Below are 17,823 nucleotides of genomic sequence, written 5' to 3' on the forward strand. Positions count from 1 at the left end.
GGTTCTTCGGTAGTTTCTGCAACTTGTTCCGTGTAGCTAACGTTTCCGTTCTCGTCAACAACAACCACTGAACGGCTTAGCAAACCCGCTAATGGACCGTCTGTGAAACGTACCTGATAAGCGTCAGAAAAATTACTGTCTTTATATTCGGAAAGCATGATCACATTCTCCAGCCCTTCAGCCGCGCAAAAGCGACCTTGTGCGAAAGGTAAATCACGGGAAATGCATAGAACGACCGTGTTTTCTAGGGCTGAGACTTTCTCGTTGAATTTTCGGACCGATGCGGCACATGTTCCAGTATCTACACTAGGGAAGATATTTAACACTACTTTTTTACCTTTAAAATCGTTTAAGCTTTTTTCAGAAAGATCGCCGGTAGTTAAGTTAAAACTAGGTGCTGCGGAACCCACAGAAGGGAGATTACCTTGTGTATTAACGGGAGAACCTTTAAATTTAATAGTTGCCATTGTTTTAAATTTTGAATAATGAATTTAAGGTACGAAATTTAAACGAAGTCTCACAGGTTAAGGTCTATCTTTCTAATTAACCAAATTTTTTTTCTGTTTCTCTGTTAACATTTTTCTACCGATAGAGTATAATGTCCCTCAAATGCATTGTTATTCTATTAACGAAATGATCTTCTTTTTAGATTGGGAATATGGCTTTGGAGGATGCCGCAAGTACGTTAGATATTCTTATGAATTTATCTATTGTTCGCTCACGCCGTTGCGTATTTACTTAAATGTGTCTGTTATTATATTTTAGTATTGAGTATTAACAACTCATATTAAGGTAGTTATATTTTATTTGCCGTGTTCGAAAAACGACGATTAATATAAAATTTGTGTGACAATAAAACTCACCGGTGAAAAAGTATCACTTCGATTTGTTATTTTCACCTCTTATATTATGTAAACATGATTAAATCTAAATTTTTATTAGGGATCCTCCTGTTTCCAAGTTTGCTTCTTGCTCAACGGGCTCCTGAACCCTATGGTGCTCTGCCTTCGGAACGGCAACTTCGTTGGCATGAAATGGAAACATACTGTCTAATACACTATACTCCCACTACATTTCAGAACAAAGAATGGGGGTATGGCGACGCTGATCCAGAGATTTTCAATCCTTCTAATTTTGATGCTAAGCAAATCGCTGAAGCGGCCAAGTCAGGAGGTTTCAAAGGTCTCATATCTGTAGCTAAACACCATGACGGTTTCTGCTTATGGCCGACTGCGACAACGAGTTACAGTATTATGAGTTCCCCTTGGAAAAACGGAAAAGGCGATATGGTAAAAGAATTTATGATTGCCTCTACAGAAGCGGGATTAGCCTTTGGTGTTTATTTGTCAGCCTGGGATCGTAACGATATTCGATATGGAAGCCCTGCATACGTTAGCGCTTATCAGAAACAACTAACCGAACTCATGACTAATTATGGCCCACTATTTACCTCTTGGCATGATGGAGCGAACGGGGGAGACGGATATTACGGTGGAAAGAACGAAAAGAGGACTATAAATCGGACTACATATTATCAATGGGAAGATAAAACGTGGCCTATTGTCCGTGAAAACCAGCCGATGGCAATGATCTTCTCGGACGTTGGTCCTGACATGCGGTGGGTGGGGAATGAAAAAGGTTTTGCTGCCGAAACGAGTTGGGCAACGTTTACTCCAAAAGGAATAGAAGGCAGACCCGCTGTTCCAGGAGACTCCGATTATTCCAACTCTCCTTCGGGAACCAGGAATGGAAAGTATTGGATTCCTGCGGAATGTGACGTTCCTCAAAGACCGGGATGGTTTTATCATCAGGATCAAAACAACGAAGTCAAAACTCCTAATCAACTTTTTGAAATCTACCTTAAGTCTGTTGGCCGTGGAGCAAATATGAATCTTGGTCTCGCTCCGATGCCTGAAGGGCATTTGCATGAAAACGATGTCAAATCACTAAAGGCTTTCGGGCGTAAGATAGAAAAGACATTTGCCATAAACTTAGCTAAAGGTGCGAAAATAGATGCTTCCAATGTTAGAGCTAATTCAGCGGCTTTCTCTACCAAGAATTTATTGGATAATGACCGATATTCCTATTATGCTTCCGATGATAATGTACTTAATCCGGAGTTAGAAATTACACTTTCAAAAGAGCAAGAGTTTGATCTCATTCGTTTTCGTGAAAATATTAAGTTGGGGCAACGAATCGATAGCGTGAAGGTAGAGATCCTCCATAAAGGCAACTGGGAGCCGCTTACGAACGCGACGAGTATTGGCTCTACAAGGTTGATAAAATTGGAGGAACCGGTTGTAACATCAAAATTGAAAATTACTTTGTATGCGCCTGTTGCGCCTGCTCTAAGTGATTTCGGCTTATTTAAAGAGTTCGATGAAGATTTCTCTTTTAATAATGAGGAGGCAGGTATAATCGAATTACCATCCAATCAATATACGGTAGCGGGATTGAAAGATCTGTCCAGAGGTATAGATGCAAACGGACATTTATTCGTCTCCTTAGAAGACGCAAAGCAGGAAATAGTTTTTGAGCTTAATCAGTCGATTACTGCCTTAAACTATGTGCCTGATTCAGTGAGAGAAACAAAAGGTACAGTTTTGAAATATGAGGTAATGACTAGTGATGACGGAAATAAATGGAAGTCAATCGTGATTGGAGAATTTTCTAATATACGGGCGAACCCGGTGGCGCAGCGGATAAACTTTAATACTATAGGGCAGAAATACATCAAATTTAAAGCAATCGAGAGCGTGAACTCTCCTAATATTGTAGGAAAGTTTGTACTTTATAAATAACCCAATTTTAGATGAATATAACGAAAATTACCGCATGCCTAGTTTTCTTATCGCTAGTTTGTAGCGTAGTTAATGCACAAGAGTTGACGATGTGGTATGACAAACCTGCGGAACGATGGGAAGAGACGCTCCCCCTTGGCAATGGCTTAATAGGAATGATGCCGAACGGAAAGATCGAGGACGAATCGATCGTTTTAAATGAAATCTCAATGTGGTCCGGGAGCCCTCAGGATCCAAATAATTACGATGCTTATAAAAGCGTTGAGGAAATTCAAAAACTCTTGCTTAGTGGCAAAAATGATTTGGCAGAAACCTTAGTTAATAAAAATTTCGTTTGTGAGGGAGTAGGATCAGGATCAGGGAACGGAGCGAACGCACCATACGGAAGTTTTCAGAATTTTGGTTTTTTGAATTTTTTGCACACTATCCCGGGCAATGTAAAAAATTATAAACGGACATTGAATTTAAAGGACGCCCTTGCAACAACGTCATTTGATGCAGAGGGCATTTCTTATCTCCGAGAGTATTTTACATCCTTTAATGGAAATGTCGGCGTTATTCGGCTGACTGCGAATAAGAAGAGCGCTATAACATTTGCGACACATTTTTATCGCGATGAAAATATAGCTAATATACAAGTTAATGAAGAGTTTATAAGTTGGACAGGAGCTCTCCCCGATGGAAAAGGAGGACAAGGGTTACAGTTTGCGGGAAAAGTAAAAATAGTAGCAACCGGAGGGAGAAAACAAGTATATGATAATCAAGTTTTAATCAAAGGAGCTGATCAAGTTTTGATTTTTTTCGTGGCCTCGACCGATTATTATGGTGGATCGCCGGCGCAGACCAATGATCAAGAACTTGATAAACTAAAAAATAGATCTTTTAGTAGTCTGCTTTTAGCGCATCAAAAATCCTTCGGTGAAAAATTTGATCGTGTTTCCCTAGAATTACAAGGTATTGCTGAAAATGAATCTTTTACTACAGATAAGCGAATAGCAAATTTTTATAAACACCCTGAAAAAGATAACGGGCTTGCTGCTTTGTATTTTCAATTTGGACGTTACCTAAGTATCAGTAGTACTGCTCCCTACCATCCGAATGCGCTTCCCCCCAATTTGCAAGGGCTATGGGCTCATCAGATCCAAACGCCATGGAATGGGGATTATCATTTGAATATTAATGCACAAATGAATCACTGGGGGGTAGAAGTAAGCAATCTATCTGAGTACCACCTTCCTTTTATCGATATGATAAAAAGGCTGGCAAAAGAGGGAGAGAAGACAGCGAAGGCATATTATAACGCGCCGGGTTGGGTTGTATACATGATGACAAATGTTTGGGGTTATACTGCGCCTGGAGAGCATGCATCATGGGGAGCAAGTACTGCCTCCGGCTGGCTTTGCAATCACCTGTGGGAACATTTTTTGTTTACTAGAGATAAGTCATATTTAGCGAACGTTTACCCGGTCTTGAAAGGGGCAGCGGAATTTTATCATGCTACCTTGATTAAGGACTCTAAAACCGGATGGTGGGTTACGGCACCATCTGTATCTCCTGAGAATAGTTTTAAAATGGCAAATGGTAAGACCACTGCTGTTGTCATGGGGCCGACTATCGATAACCAAATCGTTCGAGAGCTTTATGAATCGGTGATTGAGGCAAATAAAATCTTGGGATTAAATGATCCATTTATTCTGAAACTTACCGAACAGCTTAAAGACATTGCGCCACCGGTTGTGGTTAGTGAGTCTGGTCGTGTCATGGAATGGCTAGAAGATTACCAAGAAGCAGAGCCGAAACATAGGCATGTCTCTCATTTATATGGTTTGTACCCTGCCCACTTCATTTCACCTGTAAGTACGCCAGAATGGGCGGATGCCGCAAAAAAAACTTTAGAGGCTCGTGGAGATGAAGGTACAGGTTGGTCACGTGCTTGGAAGATATTATTTTGGGCACGTCTTCATGACGGCAATCGCTCCTTAGAAATATTAAGACAACTTTTAAAACCTGCGTTTACGGATAACCTTACCTATGAGGGAGGCGGAGCCGGAACGTATCCAAACTTATTCTGTGCACATCCTCCATTTCAGATCGATGGGAATTTCGGAGGCTCGGCAGGAATAGCTGAAATGTTGATACAATCACATGATGGCTACATTCATTTGTTACCCGCCTTACCTTCTGCTTGGAAGAGTGGCCGAGTAAGCGGTTTGAAAGCTCGGGGAAATTATACGATTGATATTATTTGGGAAGACGGCAAAGTTGTTGATTATAACATAAAAGGAAAGAAGGGTTCGAAAGTGGATTTACTTGTTAATGGAAAGCGACTCTCGGAGATGATTTAGTATTAGTACGTCTTACTCTCTTTTAAAAGGGCATCCTGAAAGAAAGCGCCATCTAAAGTTCTACTTATAGATGGCGCTCCTTGTATACATTATCGTAAGAGGCTAACTACGTCAGCTTTTCTAATACATTATTCCAACTAGTAAGATCGCCAATGATTTTGCTAAGATCAGAGGCAGATACACGTTCTTGTTCCATACTGTCGCGGTGGCGGATTGTCACCGTATTATCTTCTAATGTTTGATAATCTACTGTAATACAGAAAGGAGTACCTATTGCATCTTGACGACGATAACGTTTACCGATGGCGTCTTTTTCGTCATATTGTAGATTGAAGTCAAATTTTAACTTCGACATAATTTCGCGCGCTTTGTCAGGAAGGCCATCCTTTTTTGTTAGAGGTAAAATGGCTGCTTTGACAGGCGCAATTGTGGGGTGAAATTTCAATACTACGCGAGAGTCTTTCTTGTCTTCTGTCGAGAGATCCTCTTCAACTAGAGAGTTTGCGAGAACCGTTAAGAAAAGCCGGTCTAATCCAATAGAAGTTTCAATTACGTAGGGTGTATAATTTTGGTTTATCTCGGGATCGAAATATTGAATTTTCTTTTTCGAGAATGTTTGATGTTGTTTTAAATCGAAATCGGTACGCGAATGTATACCTTCGACCTCTTTGAATCCAAAAGGAAATTCGTATTCGATATCTACTGCAGCATTTGCATAGTGTGCTAGTTTTACATGATCATGGAAGCGATATTTCGCTTGATTCGAACCTAAAGCTAAATGCCATTTCAAGCGTGTTTCTTTCCATTTTTCATACCACTCCAATTCTGAACCTGGACGCACAAAAAATTGCATTTCCATTTGTTCAAATTCACGCATACGCATGATAAATTGACGTGCGATCACTTCGTTACGGAAAGCTTTCCCGATCTGGGCAATTCCAAAAGGAATTTTCATTCGCCCAGTTTTTTGAACGTTTAGGAAATTTACGAATATACCTTGAGCGGTTTCTGGACGAAGAAATACTTGTTCAGCCCCGTCAGCCATAGCACCCATTTGTGTGGCGAACATTAGGTTAAACTGGCGGACATCAGTCCAGTTTTTTGTTCCCGAAATTGGGCAAACGATATTGTGTTCTTCTATGATACCCTTCAGACGTATGAGATCGTCTGCATTTAAGGCATCATCGAGATCTTTTTGTAGCTTATCTGCCTTATCCGTTTTACCATCTTTCTGATAACGATCAATTTTGTCTTCAATTAATTGATCCGCGCGGTATCGTTTTTTAGAATCCTTGTTGTCTATCATTGGATCGTTGAAACCATCGACGTGGCCAGAGGCTTTCCAAGTAGTAGGATGCATGAAAATCGCGGCGTCAATACCAACTATATTCTCATTCAGCTGGATCATTGATTTCCACCAATAGGTCTTTAAATTGTTTTTTAATTCAGAACCTAATTGACCATAATCGTAGACGGCGCTCAGTCCGTCATAAATTTCACTAGAAGGGAATACAAAACCGTATTCTTTAGCGTGTGATATGATATTTTTGAAAAAATCGTCTGTTTGCTTGCTCATAATGGCAAATATATATATTAGACTTTAGATAACAGAAAAATACAGTCTAGTTATTTTGTGTACAGTTCTTTAATTTGTTGGGACGCATTTTTATTGTCTACTTTTTTCACAATGTGGGCAATGATTCCATCTTCGTTGATGATGAATGTGGTGCGAGAAGTACCCATGTATTTGCGACCGTACATGTTTTTCTCCACCCACACGCCATAATCATTTACAATCTTTTGGTCTCCATCAGAAAGCAAATTGAATGGGAGCTCAAATTTGGCGATAAATTTTTGATGGGATTGCTCGCTATCGATGCTAACGCCGAGTACTTCGAATCCATCTTTTAAAAGAGATTGATAGTTGTCCCTAAAGTTACATGCTTCGGTTGTGCAACCCGGTGTATTATCTTTAGGGTAAAAATAAAGAATTACTTTTTTACCTTGAAAATCGGAAAGTTTTATTGTTTCTCCCATCTGATTTTTAGCGTTTATTTCGGGAGCTTTGTCGCCTACACTTAATTCTGTCATGTTTTTGTAATTAATAAAGTTGTAAAATTCCGTAAGCTAACGAGTGAAGGAAACTTGATATACTTTTTCGTTATCTTTCCAGTCCTTTACAGTCAATTTAAAATTATGGGTTCCTTTGGTTAGCGAGCTATCGAACTTATGCCATAGATGTCGATTTTTTGAATCATATTCCATTAGGACCCATTTACCATCAATATATCCATTGAAAGATTGAATTCCAGAGAAATTGTCCCTTATCGTAAAGTCGATTTTTGACTGTGCCTTAACATTTTTGCCATTCGTAAGGTTACGGGGGGTAATTGTTGGAGCTATCGTATCTACTGTAACATAGAAGTTTCCGAAATTTCGCGTATTGACAACTACCCATCCGTCTTCGTAGCGTCCTCCTTCAGAGCCGTTTTCTGCTGAAGCTATTAATGCTTTATCTTGCAGATGGGGAGGGAGATTCGTTGGTTTGATCCGTAAATTATACGCAGAGAATATCGGCGTGAGGTTGTTATGTATTTTATGTGTTAATGAATAACTACCTGCTACCTGTGTTGCCGTGGCATATTTAAAATCTACATCACCGTATAAGGAACCTTTTGGAATGTTTACTTCTACACTTTCGTTCTTAAAGCTATTGTCAGTATCGTAGGAAAAAATAGTTTTTCCTCGAATTTCTTCAAGTGCGTCATTCGCTACAGTATTTTTAATCGCAAAGTTCAGCTCGCTACAATTTCCTTGGACGTCTTTTACGACATATTTTACTTGATAAATTTTGTTCTCCGTCAAACTAATTATACCCTGCTGATTGTCTATATGATTAAAGATATCAATCGCATTGCCCGGATCCTTGAAGCTTTTTTGATACTTTACTTTCGTTTTTTTCCAGTAGGGGTAGTCTATGTAGGAGTGGATCCCACGAGATGTATTAAAATCAAGTTCCTCGAAAAGTATTGTCGATTTAGCAGTTCCGTCTATGAAAAGTTCGATTGAATAAACGCCATTTTTAAATCCTCCGGCGCGATGTCTGTCTACACTCGAAATACCAAATCCGAATTTTCCTTTGACAGGTATTGGCCCGGAAGAATTGACTACGTAACGATGACCTTGAAGCGCTTTTACGGTAAGTGCTTGTCTAGGTGTGTGTTCGTTGAAGATATGGTTGTTCAAATCATAAACCATTAAGCCACTAATTGTTGGGGCGTAGCTATCTTTGAAACGTAGACCAAATAGTTGAGGATTTAGTGGATGCTGTGTTTTTGTATCACGAATTTCGAAGTGGAGATGCGGTCCGGCGGAGCCTCCGGTATTTCCTGCTTTTCCGATGAGTTGCCCTTTCGTTAATTTTATTTGTCCTGGCTTCAAGATCACATCGACATCAAAACGCTGTTGTTTGTATTGTTCTACACGGATGATATTAGTTAATGCATCGTTAAAACTGTCCATGTGTAAATAAACGGTGGTATATCCATTTGGATGATCAATATAAACCGAGTTACCTCCTCCCCCAATTTGTACACGGACTCGAGAGACGTATCCTTCGGCAGCGGCGTGCAACGGTAAGCCAATTCGTTGCTGTGTTCTGTAATCGTCACCAGCATGAAAATGCGTAGAACGTAACTCCCCAAAAGTCCCAGAGGCGTCCATCGCTATATTCAGAGGGTTCCTAAAGTAGCCTTGAGGATAATTTCGAGTGGTAATTATATTTTTTTCCTGTGCGTAAAGTGAGGCAACAGTTAAACCTAGGGCAAAAAATAAAGCTTTGTGTTTTTTCATTAACAGTGTTTTAGATAGATTGATCTTAAGTTTCTTATTTCAATCTATGGTCTACTATTTTTATTTTATTTGACAACTAAACATTGCTTTTTCTGCGATAAACCCTTCAAGTTTGTCCCCAATGGATACTGGACCGACACCTTCGGGTGTTCCGGTAAAGATTAAGTCGCCTTTACGCAAAGTGATATATTTGGAGATATAAATTAAAAGCCTATCGATATTGAATATCATATTTTTTGTATTTCCAATCTGTACCGTACTACCATTTTTAGTTAATGAAAATTCGATTTCTTCTACATTTGGAAAATTTACTTTGGGAATAAAGGGACTCACTACTGCAGAATGATCGAAAGATTTTGCTAGCTCCCAGGGTAGTCCGCGTTCTTTTTGCCTAGCTTGTAAGTCGCGTGCAGTAAAATCTATTCCAAGACCAATGGCGTCGTAATATTTGTGTGCGAATTTCGGCGCGATGTGTTTTCCCTCATTGCAAATGCGTACAACAATTTCGACTTCATAATGCACATCATTTGAAAACTCGGGGTAATAAAAATCTTTGTCGTCCTTTAAAATCGCGGTATCCGGCTTCATAAAAATAACCGGTTCTGTCGGCACAGGGTTGTTCAATTCCTTGGCATGGTTGATATAGTTTCTGCCTACTGCAATTATTTTCATTTCGTTGTTTTTAACAAACTTACTGATTATTGTAGGGAATCCCAAGCTCAACAAGGGCTCCTAAACCTGGGTCTGCTGGCTGACGTTGAATTGATAGGGAAGACGCTTACCTCCCCGTCGTATGGGAATTGTGTATAAATTCTGTATGTTTAAACCGTGAAAAATATTAAAGCAGTACTCTTCGATCTCGACGGAACATTAATTAATTCCGAATATTTCTATTTTAAAAATTGGCAGCCAATTCTTTTAGATCATTATAAATTAAATATCAATTTCGATTGTTGGCTGGAACATTTTGCAGGACACACATTAGTTCGTAATGTCGGCTTACTTAAAGAGAAATGGGGGATTGATACAAATGAGGATTTCATGTGGACACAAACAAGAGCTAATTACGCGAAGGCGGATATGACGACAATCGAACTAATGCCGTACGCAAATGAGATTCTTATGAACCTGAAACAAGCTGGAAAACGGATTGCACTTGTAACTTCCAGCTATCAAACTACTGTAGACACAGTTCTTGGTTACCACGGCTTATTAGACTATTTCGATTTTTTTGTCACCCGTGAGAAAGTCATCAATGCGAAACCCAACCCCGAACCCTATCTGCAAGCCGTGCAAACCCTATCCCTGCCGGTAAATGAGATTATTGCAATAGAAGATACCTCCACCGGTTTAAAATCTGCGCAAGAAGCCGGATTAACATGTATTGCTGTTTCCTCTCAAAAGGTCGAAATTCCACGGCTTGCAAATGCACCATATTTGGTCAGTTCCTTAGAGGAAGTTTATCAGATCCTCTTTTAGATTTGTCGAACATCACTCCGTTGCATCTCTTGGTGTAGTTACATTAACTCCATTTTTTGGATAATTTCAATTTTTAAAAATTTTAGTTGTCTATACATATTTAATTTTTCATTTTCGGCTGTTTAAATCAACGTATTCTGACAATGTTGTATTCATAACTACTCTATAAATCAAATATTTATTTAGTTGTTTTTGTGTTTAATTATTTTTAACCTTAGCACCTCTGTTTTTATAATTCTTTTTTGGACATCCTTGTTTTCCCTGTATTTGCGCTGCTAAATTGATTTAATATCTCCTTCTTTTTCTTAAAAAGTTTGACGTTGTAAATATTTTCTGTTAATTAGTGTTAAATTATAATTATTGAAAAGACGAATTGGCCCGCATTATTGCGAGTTAAACGTATTTTTTATAAACCTTTTAATAAAACGTTTTAGCTAAACTACAATTGATAATAAACGACAACTATTATGTGGAACTCACACAAATTTAAATGCAGGAAGAGCAAATTATGGGCGCTTTCGTTTGCTTTATTAGCTACAAGCTATGGGCATGCTAGCACCGGTAATGTGGTCTCTCTACCCCTGATTTCCTTTAACAAGCCTCAACAAGAGGTCGTAAAAGGGAAGGTAACAGATAGTGAAACAGGAGCACCAGTTACAGGCGCAACTATTAGTATTAAAGGAACCACCGAGGCAGTACAAACGGATCGGAATGGCGCATTTTCGATAACTGCCGGCAAAGGGCAGGTTCTTGTTGCCTCTTTTATTGGTTACGAAAGTATCGAATTGCCGGTAACTTCTTCAACTCTTAATTTTTCCCTAACCGCTGCAGGCGAATCATTAGATGAAGTTGTAGTTGTGGGCTATGGTACACAAAAGAAAAAAGAAATTACCTCAGCTGTCGCTTCCGTGAAAGAGGAAGATTTTAATAAAGGAGGGATGCGTAATCCTTTAGAACTTATTCAAGGTAAAGTTGCCGGATTAAATATAACGCGTCAGCACGGTAGTAATCCAAATTCTGGTACCGGAATTCAATTGCGAGGTATGAGTTCGGTAAAAGGTTCGCTCAGTCCTTTGGTTGTTATCGATGGTATCCCAGGAGGTAACCTGGATCTCGTTAAACAAGGTGATATCGAGTCGATAGACGTATTGAAAGATGGTTCTGCGGCGGCAATTTATGGCACACGCGGAAATAACGGAGTAATTTTAGTTACAACTAAGAAAGGAAAGGGGGGAGCTAAGCCGCAGTTTGAATATTTCACTTATGGTCAACGTGAATTTGTGGCAAGAAAACCCAATATGCTTTCTGCATCCCAGTTTCGAGATCGCATTGCAAGTGGAGATATTTCTGATAAGGAGGATTTCGGGGCGTCAACAGATCTTTTTGATGAATTAGTAGATAAAAATAACTTTTCACATTTTCATAATTTTGCCGCATCAGGTTCGGGGGAGAACTCTCATTACCGGGTATCTTTAAATTATGAAGATGCCAATGGTATTGCCCTTGAAAATGGTAAAAAGCAATTTGGTGGTAGAATGAGTTTTTCGCAAACTGGGTTGCAAGATCGATTAACATTCGATATGAACATGGCGGGGAACTTTAATAAGGCGAACCTACTTGGTGGTAAAGCGGATGATAACGGTAATGTGCCAGATTTTGAACAAGCAGTTCAACGAAATCCGACAGCTCCTTTATATAGCGAAGACGGTTCTTTTTATCAAACGCAAGCCTATAACAATTATAACCCGTTGAGTAGATATGCATACCGTACGGACGAAAGAGATCAACAGACCTTTTCAGCGGATGCGCGAGTAAAGGTAAAGATACTAGACGAGCTAAGTTGGACAGGTTTCGGCTCGTATGTTCGAGATAATTATAACGATAGAAGATACCGCTCAACCTTAGATTGGGATCAAAGACCTACGTCTGATTACCAAGGTATGGGGTATGCTTATAAAGGGAATTTTTTGGAGTGGACGAAGACGTTTGAGACGATGCTTGATTACAATAAGACTTTTAACGAAAAACATCATGTAACCGGACTACTGGGGTATAGTTACCAATACCACACCTTAGAAAATTTTGAGGCTAATAATAACGGGTTTACGACGGACGGATTCCTAGATTGGAACCTAGGATCTGGAACGGCATTAACAAATGATAAATTACCACGACCGGGAATGGGATCATTTAAGGAAGATAATACCTTAATTGCGTTTTTTGGACGAGTCAACTATAATTTTAACGATAAGTATTTCGTTACCGGTATTTTGCGTAGAGAGGGGTCTTCTCGTTTTGGGGTCAATAACAAATGGGGTAATTTCCCCGCTATCTCTGCGGGGTGGACAATCACGAATGAGGACTTCTTTACCAATAAAGACGTCGTAAATGATTTAAAAATTCGTCTAGGTTACGGGGTAACGGGGAACCAGGATATAGGAAATTACCAATCCCTCATCACATTAGGGACTGGTGGTGTTTACCCGCAAAATGGGGTTTATTATCAAACGTATGGGCCAAAAAATAACCCAAATCCAGATTTACGCTGGGAGCAAAAAGAGGAATGGAATCTAGGATTTGACTTTGGCTTGTTTAATAATAAAATCACCGGTGCATTAGACTTATATAATAGAAATACGAAAGATTTATTATTCGATTACACTGCGCAGATGCCAAGCTATTTGTCTGGGGGTATTTTTACGAACGTAGGTGCTGTTAACAATAAAGGTATCGAACTGCAATTGTCTGCTACCGCAATGCAAAGGGAAGAATTTTCTTGGACGATAGATTTCACAGGAAGTTATCAAAAATATAAACTTACTAAACTTTCAAGTGATATCTTCAAGTCCGATTATCTGGAGTTCGGAGGGCTTCCTTCGCCAGGAAACCTTGGTAGCGCTATCCGCTTAGAAGAGGGGACTGAACTGGGTTCATTTTATGGAAAAAGATTTGCTGGAATCAGCGACGAGGGAAAATGGCTTTTCTATAAGGCTGATGGTACCACGGGCCTTGCTGGTGAAATGAATAATGACGATTTAACCTATATTGGAAACGGTGTACCTAAGTATCAAATGTCTTTAGGGAACAGATTTACCTACAAGGGATTTGATCTATCGATATTTTTTAGAGGAAAATTCCAATTTGATATCCTAAATACACCACAAATGTATTTTGCGAACAAGAAATGGTTACCAAACAATGTTTTGGAGGATGCATTCACTACCCATGGTCAGCTAAATGATGACCCGCAGTATTCGGATTATTATTTAGAAAATGGAAGTTTTGTGAAGCTAGACAACGTCACTCTTGGTTATAATTTCAAAATGAATAATGACTATGTACGTAATTTGTATGTGTATGTTACCGGAAGAAATATCGCAACAATTACCGGCTATTCGGGACTAGATCCGGAAATCAAGGATACAGGCTTTGATGCAGGCATAGATTGGAGGGGCTTTTATCCAAGAACGAAATCTTGGTCAATTGGTCTAAATGTGGGATTTTAAGCAAATAAATAATGAATTTTAAAACTACGAATATATTTGCTGTAGCATCAAGTATGGTGATCTCAGCAACGATGATAACAAGCTGTACAAATTTAGACGAAACTTTATACAGCGATTTGAATAAAGATAATTTTTATAAAAATAAACTGGAAGTGCAGCAAGCTGCCTTAAGGCCATTTACCCATATGCAGGCCTGGCTTGCGCCTACAGGGCAAAATGGCTATTACTATCATGGTGAAGCAAGTGCTGATCAGATTGCATGGCCGCAAAAAGGAAAGCATGGATATGACGGAGGAGACCATTTTAGGTTACATTATCATACCTGGAATGACAACGAAAATCGTATGAAAGGGAACTGGGAACTTCTGTGGGGAGGTGTTGGTTATGTCAATGCTGCAATTAGGGATATTGAATCTCTTAATGTTGAAGGGATCGATTTGACCGAAGAAGAAAAAGCTGAAGTTCTTGCTCAATTAAAAGTGTTACGTGCTTTTCATTATATCAAAATTATGGATCAATGGGGGAATGTACCTATTGCCACCACAGTGGCAGAAACGGTAAATCCTGAGACCAAACCTAGAGCGGAAGTTTTCGCATTTGCTGAGCAAGAAATTAAAGACAACGTGGATCTACTTCCATTAACGGATGCCGAGACAATCGGTCAAGTTTCTAGAGCAGCGGGTTATGCTATGTTGGCCGAATTGTATATAAATGCAGAGAAATGGAGTGGAACTGCCCGCTGGGATGATTGTATCGCTGCGTGTGATAAGATTATTTCCGGAGATGCTGGCGGTATCGGTGGTACCCCTACACTAGCCAAAGATATTAATGAATTATTCTCTAATTTAAACTCAGCGAACTCGGAGTCTTTGTTTCAGTTCCAGTTTAGTAGAAAAGCAGGATTTACCTTCGATTGGGGCGGTTTTTTTATGGGTTACGATAATATAAAGGAAGTTTTAAATGTCGGTTACGGCGGTTGGAACGCATTTGTAGTAATTCCGTCTGCATTTGATGCCTATGCAGCGAACGACCTTCGTAAGAAAGATTGGTTTCTATTTGGTCCGCAGTATAAATATGGAACTAAAACTCAGGTTAAAGGAACAGAGGAATGGAATGGACAACCATTTGAGTACGTGAATTCGATACGGCGAGAAAGTGAAGGAGATTTGACGTCTGAAGGTTCAATGGCCGAAGGAGAAGAAAATTCAGGTGCGCGATTTAATAAGTATAAATCAGGGACTTTATCCGATGAAAATTATCAAGAGAACGATTATATTATTTACCGATTAACTGAGATTTATTTTAACAAAGCCGAAGCCATTATGCGTAAAAATAATGGTGTAGCTAATGCGGAAGCTGTAGAATTAATAAACGAGTCTCGTAAGCGAGCATTTGCGGCAGCAGATTGGGCGAAGGCTAAGTATACAAGTGGAACTTTAACTATGGACGAATTACTCGCTGAACGAGGTAGAGAATTCATTTTCGAAGGTAAGCGCCGTCAAGATTTAATTCGTTTTGGAAAGTTTACGACAGGTTCTTGGTGGGATCATAAAGCTACAAACGATCCAAATTTAGAATTGTTTCCCATTCCTCAAAATCAACTCGCGATTAATCCGAACTTGGTGCAAAACCCAGGGTATTAAAAGCTTGAATGCAACTGATGATTAGAGTAAACATGTCTAAAAATTAATCCTAAAGGGAAGGTCAATTCTCTGATTGAACTTCCCTTTTAACGAGCAACAATATAATATATCGGATTAAAAGCGAAGTTCTCTCGGGAATATAAGAATAAAAATGCGGTTATGTTTCTAACATAACCGCATTTTTATTCTTTTCGGTAAACAACATTTATACCTCGACAGTTGCATCCATTTTGAAATCATCGTCCATTAGGTGAACTATCTCCATAGATTTCTCGTAGTTAGTTGATTTTTTAGAGAAGAAATCGTGCTGCGTAGTTTCTGTATTTAAGCCGTTTAAAACAATGGGGTTTACTTGTTTGACTTCAAATACTGGATCGAATCCTAAATTCATTAATGCCTTATTCCCATTATAACGCACGTATTCCTTAACTTCTGCGGTTAGGCCTACCACTGTATAAAGCTCCTCTGTATATTTAATTTCGTTTTCGTATAAGTCGTTTAATAGCGTCATAAAGCGATCTTTAACTTCAGTCTTGTTTGGGAGACGATCGAAAACTTCCTGTGCGATTAGACCTACAAAAACACCATGAATCGACTCGTCTGCAATAATTTTTTTGATGATGTCCGCTGATGCCACCATTTGTCCTTGACCACATAACCAAAGAGGTAAGAAAAATCCGGAGTAAAATAAGAATGATTCCAATAATACCGAGGCAGCCAAGGCCATGAATAGCTCTTCATCGGTGACGTTTTCTTTATCAATAGCACGATAATATTTGTCAATAGTAGAGGCCTTATATTGTAAGAATTTATTCTCTTTTACCCAACCAAATACATCGTTAATCTCGTTGGTTGTCGAGACTGTAGTGAAAATTGTTGAGTATGATTTGGCATGGATTGCTTCCATCATACACATGTACGATAATACGGCTTTGTTTTGGAGAGAATCGATATGATCGATAATTTTAGGCATACCTGTATGGCTTTGAAGGGTATCCAATAAAGTTAATCCCCCTAGCGCTTTTTTGTAGCATTCTTTCATATCCCAACTCAGACCTTTCCAGCTGTCGATGTCTTTTGAAGGAATATATTCAGTATCTATCCAGAATTGTCTGATATTCTGTTCCCAGAACATCAGTACGTAATCATTGTCTGGTGTGTTCCAGTTTACGGCGGTAAATTGTTTCATGACAAAAAAAGTTAAAAGTCAAAAATGACATTTGATGAAAAATCTCTGCCCCTCATTTTCAGACGGTGCAGAGATCGATGTCTAAGCAATTGGTATGACAAATTGCTTGAATGTGTTAATATTATGCTGAACAAGAGATACACTCTTCTACAGTTGATTTCCGAGTTCTAGTATAATACAAGGATTTTAAACCAAGTTTATGAGCATAGATGTAATACTTCGCAAGATCCCTTGTGGAATCCTTCGAGTTTGTATGCAAGATTGTTGAAACACCTTGATCAATATGTCTTTGAATAACTGATATTAATTTCAAGACCTTATATTGGTCCATGTCATACGCCGACTTGAAGTAAAAATAATTATCGTTTGAGAGGTATGGCATTGGATAATAGGTTGTGCTATCCCCATATTCACGTACCTCAATTATATCAACAACAGGCATTACTGATGCCGTTGCATTCATAATATATGATGTAGACTGATTTGGAGCGATTGCTAGGCGGTAAGCATGATAGATACCATGTTCTTGTACTTGTGCTTTTAAGTTTTCCCAATCAGTGCTAGTTGGAATGTGAACCTCTGCAAATAGTTCCTTTACTTTATCTGTTGTAGGTGTGTATTCACGGTCGATATAACGGTTAAAATACGTTCCGTCAGCATATGCCGATTTTTCAAATCCTGTGAAGGTGGCATTTCTTTCTTTTGCAATTTCCATAGATGCTTCCAAAGAATAATAATTCATCATCATGAAAAATGTGTTTGCAAAATCCAGAGCTTCTGTAGATTCGTACATGATGAAGCTTTTTGCTAAATACCCATGTAGGTTCATTGCTCCAAGGCCAACGGAATGTAATTCTTTATTCGCTTTTGCAATCGTCGGAACCATTTCAATGTTTGTCACATCAGTAACAACTGTTAATGCGCGCATCGCTGTTTTGACAGTCTCTTTAATACGCTTATTGTCCATTACCGTTGCAATGTTCAATGATCCGAGGTTACATGAAATGC

Annotated in this window: 12 protein-coding genes; 5 read left to right on the forward strand and 7 right to left on the reverse strand. The window is 39.0% G+C overall.

What is annotated here, in order from left to right:
* Positions 1-467: thiol peroxidase (gene tpx / locus HP439_RS10835; RefSeq protein ID WP_172390358.1), on the reverse strand; the 467-nt coding region annotated here is incomplete at its 3' end.
* Between the two features lie 450 nt (positions 468-917).
* Between tpx and HP439_RS10840 the strand changes: the two genes are divergently transcribed.
* Complete coding sequence (locus HP439_RS10840; protein WP_172390359.1) at positions 918-2,801, forward strand: alpha-L-fucosidase; 1,884 nt, start codon at positions 918-920, stop codon at positions 2,799-2,801.
* An 11-nt stretch (positions 2,802-2,812) separates the two neighbouring features.
* Positions 2,813-5,146, forward strand: coding sequence for a glycoside hydrolase family 95 protein (locus HP439_RS10845; protein ID WP_172390360.1), 2,334 nt, complete (start codon positions 2,813-2,815; stop codon positions 5,144-5,146).
* A 106-nt stretch (positions 5,147-5,252) separates the two neighbouring features.
* On the opposite strand, the gene HP439_RS10850 is transcribed toward HP439_RS10845, so the two are convergent.
* The 4 genes from HP439_RS10850 to HP439_RS10865 are packed head-to-tail and all read right to left on the reverse strand — an operon-like array spanning position 5,253 to position 9,670.
* A complete protein-coding gene (locus HP439_RS10850; RefSeq protein WP_172390361.1) occupies positions 5,253-6,722 on the reverse strand; it encodes a glycine--tRNA ligase in 1,470 nt (489 codons plus the stop codon).
* A gap of 50 nt (positions 6,723-6,772) precedes the next feature.
* A complete protein-coding gene (gene bcp / locus HP439_RS10855) occupies positions 6,773-7,237 on the reverse strand; it encodes a thioredoxin-dependent thiol peroxidase (RefSeq protein ID WP_172390362.1) in 465 nt (154 codons plus the stop codon).
* A gap of 36 nt (positions 7,238-7,273) precedes the next feature.
* Complete coding sequence (locus tag HP439_RS10860) at positions 7,274-8,998, reverse strand: M23 family metallopeptidase (RefSeq protein ID WP_172390363.1); 1,725 nt, start codon at positions 8,996-8,998, stop codon at positions 7,274-7,276.
* Between the two features lie 60 nt (positions 8,999-9,058).
* Positions 9,059-9,670: a fumarylacetoacetate hydrolase family protein gene (locus HP439_RS10865; RefSeq protein WP_172390364.1), complete on the reverse strand. Its 612-nt coding sequence runs from the start codon at positions 9,668-9,670 to the stop codon at positions 9,059-9,061.
* Between the two features lie 156 nt (positions 9,671-9,826).
* On the opposite strand from HP439_RS10865, the gene HP439_RS10870 reads away from it, so the two are divergent.
* The 3 genes from HP439_RS10870 (at position 9,827) to HP439_RS10880 (ending at position 15,626) form a co-directional block, all read left to right on the forward strand.
* A complete protein-coding gene (locus tag HP439_RS10870; protein WP_172390365.1) occupies positions 9,827-10,477 on the forward strand; it encodes an HAD-IA family hydrolase in 651 nt (216 codons plus the stop codon).
* A 467-nt stretch (positions 10,478-10,944) separates the two neighbouring features.
* Positions 10,945-13,983, forward strand: coding sequence for a SusC/RagA family TonB-linked outer membrane protein (locus HP439_RS10875; protein ID WP_172390366.1), 3,039 nt, complete (start codon positions 10,945-10,947; stop codon positions 13,981-13,983).
* An 11-nt stretch (positions 13,984-13,994) separates the two neighbouring features.
* Positions 13,995-15,626 (forward strand): RagB/SusD family nutrient uptake outer membrane protein, encoded by a 1,632-nt coding sequence (locus HP439_RS10880; protein WP_172390367.1) that lies wholly within the window; start codon positions 13,995-13,997, stop codon positions 15,624-15,626.
* 205 nt (positions 15,627-15,831) lie between these two features.
* On the opposite strand, the gene nrdF is transcribed toward HP439_RS10880, so the two are convergent.
* Together nrdF and HP439_RS10890 are read right to left on the reverse strand one after the other, a co-directional pair.
* Positions 15,832-16,815 carry a class 1b ribonucleoside-diphosphate reductase subunit beta gene (gene nrdF / locus HP439_RS10885; RefSeq protein ID WP_172390368.1) on the reverse strand — a complete coding sequence of 328 codons (984 nt, stop codon included), beginning with the start codon at positions 16,813-16,815 and terminating at the stop codon, positions 15,832-15,834.
* Positions 16,816-16,936: 121 nt separating this feature from the next.
* The coding region (locus HP439_RS10890) for a ribonucleotide reductase large subunit (protein ID WP_484592844.1) at positions 16,937-17,823 on the reverse strand (887 nt) is incomplete at its 5' end.

The organism is Sphingobacterium shayense, from assembly GCF_013179575.1.
Classification (GTDB): domain Bacteria; phylum Bacteroidota; class Bacteroidia; order Sphingobacteriales; family Sphingobacteriaceae; genus Sphingobacterium; species Sphingobacterium shayense.